The sequence below is a fragment of the Odoribacter sp. AF15-53 genome (assembly GCF_003479425.1).
In the GTDB taxonomy this organism is placed as follows: domain Bacteria; phylum Bacteroidota; class Bacteroidia; order Bacteroidales; family Marinifilaceae; genus Butyricimonas.
Window position 1 is genome coordinate 1 of sequence record NZ_QUHC01000040.1, and the last position, 1327, is coordinate 1327.

Sequence of the window (1327 nt, forward strand, 5' to 3'; positions counted from 1 at the left end):
TTAAGGTGGTTTATCCGCCGAACATTATCAACTTATTAATGAATAAAATGAAAAAAGACAAACATATAAAAGTGCTATTTCACTTGGAACAAGATGAAGATGGCTATCCACCATTTTCTATTGAAGGTTTGTGGTGCAAAAAGGCAAGTAATGATACTTATATTGTCGATAATGTGCCATTCTATACCTATGGAATCAGTTTGGGGGATGAGATATGTGTTACAGAAGAAGATGGCGAATATCATTTTCAATCCATAGTGAATCCCTCTGGAAATAGCACATTGAGGGTACATTTTAACGATAAACGTATGCAGATGGTCAGAGACAAACTACTTGATATGGGATGCAAGGTAGAGATTTCTAATCTCCCTTCATTCGTATCCATAAATGTACCACAAGAAGTTTCCTTAAAAGTGGTCGAAGATGTTCTGACCAATATGCAAAAAGAATGTGATAGTTTGGCTTATGAACATGGTGTTGTCAGACAAAATATAAGTTGATAACAAACAGCAGACCGACTGAATAAGCGGAACGCTGCCGAACATTAGTCATGTACTATAAAACAGAAATGAAGATAATAAAACTATATAAGGTAATTAGTTCTGATGAAGTCATATTATTTGATATGGATTTCATTAGAAAACTATTAACTACCTACGATAATTATATTTCAGCTACATGGTTAAATGAATCCGTAAGTCATATCGAAATCAATTATTCGGGTAGAGCGTGGAAAACAATAAATAGTTTCTTCCATTATTTGTCACAACACAATAAGGAGATTGTTTATTTATCCGCAGCTTCTAAAAAAGAAAGCACTTCTTTGTTTTATACTAATGAATTGCTTAATCAAATCAAACCGGAGTGCTGTGGATTGATAGACCTGATAATTGAAACAAACAATCAGAATATGGAAAATTTATATTCATTGATAAAAAACATTTCTGATTTTTATCATTTTGATTATGGATATTGTTTTAATCTAAAGAAGAATCAAGATTTGTTTTCTGAAGTAATAGATAAGAAATCTTTTATCACTTCTTTATTTTCTGTTACAAGCCGAGTCACTTCGGTGCAAATTGAAGAAACTAAGCGAAGAAGGGAGGTTTTGTTGCAAGTTAAACAAGGTGTTATCCCGCAGATTTATGAGATAAATATATGGAATAATAAACAGTTAGAACAAGCAATAAAAGAAAAGTTGTTTATCAACAAAACGAGAAAATTGAATAACAATTTAAATATAGTTGAATGTCGGACATGACTAACAAACAGCAATCCGACTGAAAAGCGGAACGCTGCCGAACATTATAATAAATAAAAATCAAAG

Annotated in this window: 2 protein-coding genes; both read left to right on the plus strand. The window is 32.0% G+C overall.

The features are described 5' to 3' along the window. The coding region (locus DWW52_RS20875) for a DUF4265 domain-containing protein (RefSeq protein WP_233557011.1) at nt 1–500 on the plus strand (500 nt) is incomplete at its 5' end. A gap of 68 nt (nt 501–568) precedes the next feature. Then, nucleotides 569–1261, plus strand: a complete 693-nt coding sequence (locus tag DWW52_RS20880) for a hypothetical protein (protein WP_141404821.1) — start codon at nt 569–571, stop codon at nt 1259–1261. Nucleotides 1262–1327: the final 66 nt, after the last annotated feature.